This is a genomic window from Microbispora sp. NPDC046933 (assembly GCF_040644635.1).
GTDB lineage: Bacteria > Actinomycetota > Actinomycetes > Streptosporangiales > Streptosporangiaceae > Microbispora.
Map to the genome: position 1 here is coordinate 18,892 of NZ_JBEYWW010000064.1, position 7,750 is coordinate 26,641.

Here is a 7,750-nt window from a genome sequence, read left to right on the forward strand (position 1 = left end):
AGCGCGGGTTAGGAAGCAGGGGGCAGCGGGCCGAGCTCGGGCCGCTTGGGGGCGAGGCCGTCGCCGGAGGACGTGCCGCGAAGGCGCCGCCCGATCCACGGGCCGAAGTGCTCCCTGAGCCACTGCACGTCCTCGCGGCGCTTGGCCCTCGGGTCGACCTTCTCGCGGGGCGGCCAGGTCTTGCGCCAGTCGTCCTCGCCGGGCACGCCCAGCACATGCAGGACCCGGGCCGCGACCAGGCGGTGGCCCTCGGCGTTCATGTGCAGCCGGTCGTCGCTCCAGGCCCGCCAGTCCCGCAGTCCCTGCATCGACCACATGTCCACCAGGTGACAGCCGTACAGGTCGGCGATCGAGCGGACGTGCATGAAGAAGATCGCGAACCGGCCGCGCACCCGGCGCATGATCGGGGTGTCCCGGGGATCGGTGCCGGTGAACAGCACGACGTCCGCGCCGGTGGCCCGCAGGTCGCGTACGGCGGCGGCGAGCTTCTTGGCCATCTGGTCGGGGTCGCTGCCGGGGCGGATGAGGTCGTTGCCGCCCGCGCAGAAGCTGATCAGGTCGGGCTTCAGCTCGACGGCCACGGGCACCTGGTCGGCGACGATCTGGTCGATCAGCTTCCCCCGCACGGCGAGGTTGGCGTAGCGGAAGTCCGGCTCGAGTAAGGCCAGCCGCTCGGCGACCCGGTCGGCCCAGCCCCGGTAGCGGACCACCTCCCCCGGCGCCGCCGGGGGCGCGCCCGGGAGGGGGTCGTTGAGCCCCTCGGTGAAGCTGTCTCCGACGGCCACGAACGACCGGTAGCCCATGATCCCTTCTTTCGTCACTCGCCCATGTCGGCGATCGCGCGGAGCGCGAGCTCGTACGACCGCATGCCGAACCCCGCGATCGTCCCGGTGGCCACCGCCGCCACGACCGAGGTGTGGCGGAACTCCTCCCGCGCGTTCGGGTTGGAGATGTGCACCTCGACCAGCGGAGCCGTACGCTGCGCGATCGCGTCGCGCAACGCGTACGAATAGTGGGTGAAGGCGGCGGGATTGAGGACCACGGGGGTCTTGCCGTCGGCCGCCTCGTGGATCCAGCCCACCAGCTCGGCCTCGTCGTCGGTCTGCCTGACCTCCACCGACAGGCCCAGCTCGCGGCCGATCTCGCGGCACAGGGCAGCCAGGTCGTCGAAGGTCTGCGCGCCGTAGACGTCGGGTTCCCGGCTGCCGAGACGCCCCAGGTTGGGTCCGTTCAGGACGAGCACCTGCCTCATCGGGCGACCTCCCGGTACGCGGCTTCGAGCAGTTCCTCGGACGGGTTCTCCAGGCGGGCGGGCCTGCCGATGCCGTCGAGCACGACGAACCGCAGAACGGCTCCCCTGGCCTTCTTGTCCACCCGCATGTGCTCGCGCAGCCGCGGCCAGGCGTCGGCGCGGTAGGAGGTGGGCAGCCCGACCGACTCCAGGATCGAGCGGGTGCGGTCCACGACGTCGCGGCCGACGCGCCCGTCGAGCCGGGACAGCTCGGCGGCGTAGACCAGCCCGATGGCGACCGCCTCACCGTGCCTGATGCCGTAGTCCTCGACCCGCTCGATCGCGTGGCCGAGGGTGTGGCCGTAGTTGAGGATCTCCCGCAGGCCGCTTTCGCGCAGGTCCGCCCCGACGACGTCGGCCTTCACCCTGATCTTGCGCTCGACCAGCTCGCGGGTGTGCTCGCCCTCGGGGGTGCGGGCGGCGGCGGGGTCGTCCTCGACGAGCATCAGGATCGTCGGGTCGGCGATGAACCCGCCCTTGATGATCTCCGCGAGGCCGGCGACGTAGTCCTCGCGCGGCACGCTCGCCAGCGTGCCCAGGTCGCACAGCACGCCCTTCGGCGGGTGGAAGGACCCGACGAGGTTCTTGCCCTCGGGCGTGTTGATGCCGGTCTTGCCGCCGACCGCCGCGTCGACCATGGCCAGCAGCGTGGTCGGCACCTGGACGACCTGGACGCCGCGCAGCCACGTCGCGGCCACGAATCCGGCCAGGTCGGTGGTCGCTCCGCCGCCGACGCCGACGACCGCGTCGGAACGCGTGATGCCGTACCGGCCGAACGCCGACCACAGCTCGGCCGCGACGTGGACGGTCTTGGCCTCCTCGCCGTCCGGGACGGGCAGGGCGACGACCTCGAACCCGGCGCCCTCCAGGGTCTCGCGCACCGGCCTGGCGATCTCGGGCAGCCCGGCGGGGTGGATCACGGCGACCGTGCGCACCTTCGCGTCCAGCAGGCCCGGCAGCTCCGGCAGCACACCGGTGCCGACGACGACGTCATAGGGGCTCTCGCCCCGCACGGTGATGCGTGTCGCGGTCACAGCGCCGCCTCGATCTCGGCCGCCACGTCCTCGGGCTCGCGGCCGTCGGTGGCGACGGTGACCGCGGCGAGGCCCTCGTAGATCGGGCGGCGCTGCTCCATCAGCTGCCTGAGCCGGCTGCGCGGGTTCAGCACCAGCAGCGGCCGGGCCGAGGCGAGCCCGACCCGCTTGACCGCCTGGTCGAGCCCGACCTGGAGATACACGACCCGGTGCCCGGACAGCAGCTTCTGGGTGTGCTCGTGCAGGATCGCGCCGCCGCCGAGCGCGAGCACGCCGGGGTGCGTCTCCAGCGCCTCGCGCACGGCCTGCGCCTCCAGCTCGCGGAACCTCTCCTCGCCGTCCTCCACGAACACGTCGCTGACGGACTTGCCGGCGACGGCCTCGACGTCGGCGTCGGTGTCGCGGAACGTCAGGCCGAGGCGGTCCGCGAGGAGCCGCCCGACCGTGGACTTGCCCGAGCCGGGCGGGCCGATGAGGACCGCGGCGGGGCCTTGGGGCGCCGATTGCATGATCACAAACCCTATTACTTGATGACCAGGGACGACAGGTAGCCCGCCAGGTTGCGCGCGACCTCTTCCACGGAGTCGCCGCCGAACTTCTCGACGGCCGCGTCCGCGAGCACCAGCGCCACCATCGCCTCGGCGACGATCGCGGCGGCCGGGACCGCGCAGACGTCCGAGCGCTCGTGGTGCGCCTTGGCCGGCTCGCCGGTCAGCACGTCGACCGTGGCGAGCGCGCGGGGCACGGTGGAGATGGGCTTCATCGCGGCGCTGACCCGCAGCGGCTCGCCGTTGGTCATGCCGCCCTCGACGCCGCCGGCCCGGTTGGTGATCCGGCGCACGCCCTCGGGGGTGTTCTCGATCTCGTCGTGGGCCCGCGAGCCGGGGCGCCGGGCGGTCTCGAAGCCGTCGCCGACCGCGACCCCCTTGATCGCCTGGATGCCCATGAGCGCCCCGGCGAGGCGGGCGTCGAGGCGCCGGTCCCAGTGGGTGTAGCTGCCGAGGCCCGGCGGCAGGCCGTAGACGACCACCTCGACCACGCCGCCGAGGGTGTCGCCGTCCTTGTGCGCCTTGTCGATCTCGGCGACCATCGCCGCGCTCGCGGCCGGGTCGACGCAGCGCACCGGGTCGGCGTCCACCGCCTCCATGTCGCCGGGGCCGGGGAGCACGTCGCGGGGCGCGCTCGCCTCGCCGATGGAGACGACGTGGCTGACGATGTCGACGCCGAGGGCCTGCTTGAGGAAGGAGCGGGCGACCTGGCCGAGCGCCACCCGGGCGGCCGTCTCCCGCGCGCTGGCCCGGTCGAGCACCGGCCGCGCGTCGTCGAAGCCGTACTTCTGCATGCCGGCGAGGTCCGCGTGGCCGGGGCGGGGGCGGGACCGCGGCGCGTTGCGCGCCTGGCCCTCCAGCACCGCCGGGTCCACCGGGTCGGCGGCCATCACGGTCTCCCACTTCGGCCACTCGGTGTTGCCGATGCGGATCGCGACGGGCGAGCCGAGCGTGCGGCCGTGCCGTACGCCTCCGGAGATCGTCACCTCGTCCTGCTCGAACTTCATCCGCGCCCCCCGGCCGTATCCCAGTCGGCGGCGGCGCAGCGCCTCGGCGAGGTCGGCGGTGGTCACCTCCACACCGGCGGGCAGGCCTTCCAGGATCGCGAGAAGCTCGGGGCCGTGGGACTCCCCGGCGGTCAACCAGCGCAGCATGGTGACAAGTCTTCCATGTGCGCCCCAGTGCGACGCCCCCTGACACCCCCTTGACCGTAGGCGGGTGCCCCAGAACAGGAATCGGCCCGTGCTATATCCCCGGAAAAGCCAGCGCCACAAGCGCGCCCGCGAGCATGAACGGGCCGAACGGGAACTCGGTCGTGCGGGTGGCCCTGCGGGCCAGGAGCAGCACCACGGCGTACAACGCGCCGAGAACCTGACCCGCCATCCCGGCGACGATCGTGGCCTGCGCGCCGAGCGCGCCGGCGAGCAGGCCGATCAGCCCGGCCAGCTTCACGTCGCCGAGCCCGAGGCCCGTGGGGCGGGCGAACCACAGCACGGCGTAGACGGCGCCGAGCGCGCAGCCCGACGCCACCGCGGGCAGCAGCCGGCCCGACGGCGCGAGCAGGCCCAGCAGGATCGGGTACGACGGCAGCGTGATGGCGTCGGGCAGCCGCCAGGTTCTCCGGTCGATCTCCGCGAGCGCGGCGCCGGCGACCACCGCGTACAGCCACGCCGCGAGCACCCAGCCGTCGTGGACGCGCCAGGCCGCCAGCGCCGCGGCCAGCGCGGCCGCGCCCTCGACCAGGTACGGCGGCCGGGGCAGGGGCACGGCGCGGGCCGCCGCCGCGAAGGCCGCAAGGGCCTCGCCGCGCGGGTCCGCCGGTTCCCCGCCCGGCCGCGCTCCCGCATGAGCTCCTGGCTGTGGTTCGAATCCCGCGGCGACCGCCCGGGCGTACGCTCCGGCGATCAGGCCGAGGACGGCGGCGGCGAGGACGACGAGGGACACGCGGCCGACACTAACGCCCGCACGCCGCCGTGGCCCGTGGTGCGCCCTCCCCTGTGGACGACCGCCTCCCTGTGGACGACACGGCCATCGCCCGCCGTGCGGTCACGCGCGGCGGCGGCTCCACCAGCGGGCGCGGCGCCTCTCCTCCCCGGTCCCCAGCCGGGCCACCGTGGCGCCCGGCACCTCGCGGGCGAGGCGGTCCACCGCGGAGGCGTCCCTCCTGGCCTCCTCCACGGTGGCGAGGGCCTGCAGCATGCCGCCCTCGATCACGAACGGGACCGGCCCGGCCACGTCCACCACCACGGCGGCGGCGCTTTCGTGCCGCGCCGCCTGGCAGACCTGCGGGGCGGTGGCCTGCACCGGCCGGGCGTCCGCGCGCCACCTGCGCATCGGCTCGGTCCCGGTGAAGGCGAGCACGGCCTCACGACCGTCCTTGCCGACCAGTTTCGGGAGGGCCATCTCGCTCTCCTTCTCCTGGCGCAGGCCGTGCTCCCCCACTTCCGACTCGGTGAGCAGCGCGACCACGGGCACCAGCAGCCTGGTCCCGGCGAGCGCCGCCAGGACGTCGGCCGCCGTCGCCGTGCCGGCCTGGAACGCCGACAGCGCCGATGCGACGGAGGCGTCGGTGGCGCCGTCGTCGTCGGGGCGCAGGGGCTGCGGAATCGCTGGCATGTCTCCCGACCCTACCCAAGGGCCATGCCGGGGGTGTCAGCCCAGGTCGGCGACGGCGATGACGGGACCTCCGCCGGACGGGCCCTGGTGCACCGCCGCCACGGAGACGAACACGGCCGGGTCGCCGGTCACGCTCGCCGCCACCCCGCCGACGGTCGCCTTGATCTGGCGGTGCCAGTGGACGTCGGAGTCGTCGAGCATGATGTTGCGCCGCCCCCGTACGCGGCCCGACGGGTCGGCCTCGCACTTGATGAACAGGTTGACCAGCCGGTCGCCGAGGTCGGCCGGGTGCGGGCGCTCGGGCAGGTCGATCCCGGCGCTCCGGATGGCCTCCCAGATCCCGTCGGTGTCCAGGGCGTCCTTCATGACCGAGTGTCCGGCGCGGTAGCGCCCGCCGATCCCGCGTACGTTGCCCACCACGACGATCTGGGCCCGGTCGAGCTCCACACCGCTGGAGCACGAGGCGACCGACGAGTAGAGCGACAGGTCCTTGTGGATCCGCTCGGCCGAGGGCATCTCGATCTCCCCGAGCGCGACCGCGATGCCGAGCGCCGTGGTGGAGTTGGAGATGTCCATCGACTTCAGCGTGTCCTCGGTGACGACCGTCTGGCCGCGCTCCTTGGCGTCGGTGATCGTGGACAGCGTGAGCAGCGGCGTCTTGGTCTGCACGTAGTGGACGTCGGCCGGGTCGTCGATCCCCGCGATCTTCATCGCCTCGCGCACCCCGGCGGCCACCTTCTCGACCATGGCGGGCCTGCCGATGTCCTCGGGGAGGATCACCTCGCTCATCGCCACGCCGACGCTCACCCGCGGCTCGTCGGTCCGTACGGCGGTGGCCGGATCGACGGTCGCGAAGATCGTCGCGTGCGGGCTGAGCACGCCGTCGGTGCCGCCGGACCACACCAGGGGCACCTGCGCGACCTCCTCGGCGGTGCGCGTGCCCTTGGCCACGAGCACCTCTCGGAAGGCCCGGTCGGCGAGGATCCGCGTGTAGTCGTTCACGCCGCCGTTGCCCTCGGTCTTGCCGATGACGGCCAGCACGCGGTCGGCCTCGATCACCCCGTCGTCGATCAGCCTCGCCAGCCCGGAGGCGTCGGTGACGCTCTCGATGGGGACCTTCCGTACCTCGATCGGATCCGGCACTATCTCTCCACCCCTCTGTACACCCTCGTACCGATATTTCCTGACAGTGCGGCACCGATGTGGTGCAGCGAGGTGATCACGGCCCGTCCCCCGGTCTCCTCGGCGAAGCCCAGGGCGGCCTCGACCTTGGGCCCCATGCTGCCCCCGGCGAAGTGGCCGGCCGCCTGCAACTCACGCAGGGCGGCGACGTCGATCTCCCCGATCGGGCGGGCGCGGGGCGTGCCGAAGTCCACGGCGGCGTTCGGCACGTCCGTCGCGATCACGAGGTCGGTGGCGCCGACGGCGGCGGCCAGCGCGGCGGCGGCGAGGTCCTTGTCGATCACGGCCTCGACCCCGGTCAGCGTGCCGTCCGCGCCGCGCACGACCGGCACTCCCCCGCCCCCCGCGGCGACGACCGTGAATCCGGCGCCGATGAGCGCGACGGCGGCGGGGGCGTCCAGGATCTCCACGGGCCGCGGCGAGGCGACCACCCGCCGCCATCCGCGCTCGAAGCGCCGCCAGGCCTGTCCGTGCCGCTCGAAACGGCGCGCCTCGTCCTCCCCGAAGTACCGCCCGATCGGCTTGACGGGGTCCTGGAACGCCGGGTCGGCCGGGTCCACGAGCGTGCGGGTGACGACGGTGGCCACCCGCGCGTGCCCCAGCTCGCGCTGCAGGGCGTTCATGATGAGCGTGCCGATCGTGCCCTGCGTCTGGGCCACGCACCAGTCGAGCGGGACGGGCGGCACGACGTGGGCGGCGAGCTGGTTCTTCAGCAGGAGGTTGCCGACCTGGGGGCCGTTGCCGTGGGTGAGCACCACCTCGTGCCCGGCCCTGCTGAGCGCGGCCACATGGGCCATCGCCTCGCCGATCGCCCGCTGCTGGTCGGCCGGGGACGCGCTCCCGTCGGGAGCCGTCATGGCGTTGCCGCCGAGTGCGATCAGTACGCGTCCGCCCACATCCGGAAACTATCCAGCCCCACCCGGGCCTTCATTGGCGAGTCTCGCCCACCCCTGCCGCATCCATGGGCAGATTTCACCAAGCTCCGCGACGAGGAGAGCAAACGGCGGCGGGGGGGGGGGCGGGGGGGCCCCCCCCCCCCGCCGCCCCACCACAAAACACCACCCCCGCAGGCCCTCGGG

At 73.7% G+C, this 7,750-nt stretch carries 9 protein-coding genes; all 9 read right to left on the bottom strand.

All coding sequences use genetic code 11. The annotated features are described in order from the left end of the window. Window positions 1-8: 8 nt before the first annotated feature. The 9 genes from ABZ857_RS42795 to ABZ857_RS42835 all read right to left on the bottom strand — a co-directional run bounded on the left by ABZ857_RS42795 (window position 9) and on the right by ABZ857_RS42835 (window position 7,567). Window positions 9-803, bottom strand: coding sequence for an SGNH/GDSL hydrolase family protein (locus tag ABZ857_RS42795; RefSeq protein ID WP_357056311.1), 795 nt, complete (start codon window positions 801-803; stop codon window positions 9-11). A gap of 14 nt (window positions 804-817) precedes the next feature. After that, entirely contained in the window at window positions 818-1,252 is a 435-nt protein-coding gene (aroQ, locus tag ABZ857_RS42800) for a type II 3-dehydroquinate dehydratase (protein ID WP_357056288.1), read from the bottom strand. Continuing rightward, on the bottom strand, window positions 1,249-2,325 hold the full coding sequence (gene aroB / locus ABZ857_RS42805) for a 3-dehydroquinate synthase (protein ID WP_357056291.1): 1,077 nt from the start codon (window positions 2,323-2,325) through the stop codon (window positions 1,249-1,251). Before aroB ends, aroQ begins: the two co-directional genes overlap by 4 nt. After that, window positions 2,322-2,834 (bottom strand): shikimate kinase, encoded by a 513-nt coding sequence (locus tag ABZ857_RS42810; RefSeq protein WP_357056294.1) that lies wholly within the window; start codon window positions 2,832-2,834, stop codon window positions 2,322-2,324. The genes aroB and ABZ857_RS42810 overlap by 4 nt, the downstream gene beginning before the upstream one ends. 14 nt (window positions 2,835-2,848) lie before the next feature. Further along, a complete protein-coding gene (gene aroC / locus ABZ857_RS42815) occupies window positions 2,849-4,027 on the bottom strand; it encodes a chorismate synthase (RefSeq protein ID WP_357056297.1) in 1,179 nt (392 codons plus the stop codon). 91 nt (window positions 4,028-4,118) lie between these two features. Further along, window positions 4,119-4,817 (bottom strand): A24 family peptidase, encoded by a 699-nt coding sequence (locus ABZ857_RS42820; RefSeq protein ID WP_357056299.1) that lies wholly within the window; start codon window positions 4,815-4,817, stop codon window positions 4,119-4,121. A 102-nt stretch (window positions 4,818-4,919) separates the two neighbouring features. Further along, window positions 4,920-5,489 (bottom strand): SseB family protein, encoded by a 570-nt coding sequence (locus ABZ857_RS42825; protein ID WP_357056302.1) that lies wholly within the window; start codon window positions 5,487-5,489, stop codon window positions 4,920-4,922. A gap of 36 nt (window positions 5,490-5,525) precedes the next feature. Beyond that, window positions 5,526-6,632: a ring-opening amidohydrolase gene (locus tag ABZ857_RS42830; protein ID WP_357056305.1), complete on the bottom strand. Its 1,107-nt coding sequence runs from the start codon at window positions 6,630-6,632 to the stop codon at window positions 5,526-5,528. Further along, a complete protein-coding gene (locus ABZ857_RS42835; RefSeq protein ID WP_357056308.1) occupies window positions 6,632-7,567 on the bottom strand; it encodes a carbamate kinase in 936 nt (311 codons plus the stop codon). The genes ABZ857_RS42830 and ABZ857_RS42835 overlap by 1 nt, the downstream gene beginning before the upstream one ends. Between the last annotated feature and the right edge of the window lie 183 nt (window positions 7,568-7,750).

Coding starts and splice junctions, on each gene's coding strand:
- ABZ857_RS42795 (WP_357056311.1), bottom strand. CDS start 803: ATGGGCTACCGGTCGTTCGTGGCCGTCGGAGACAGCTTCACCGAGGGG.
- aroQ (WP_357056288.1), bottom strand. CDS start 1,252: ATGAGGCAGGTGCTCGTCCTGAACGGACCCAACCTGGGGCGTCTCGGC.
- ABZ857_RS42810 (WP_357056294.1), bottom strand. CDS start 2,834: ATGCAATCGGCGCCCCAAGGCCCCGCCGCGGTCCTCATCGGCCCGCCC.
- aroC (WP_357056297.1), bottom strand. CDS start 4,027: ATGCTGCGCTGGTTGACCGCCGGGGAGTCCCACGGCCCCGAGCTTCTC.
- ABZ857_RS42825 (WP_357056302.1), bottom strand. CDS start 5,489: ATGCCAGCGATTCCGCAGCCCCTGCGCCCCGACGACGACGGCGCCACC.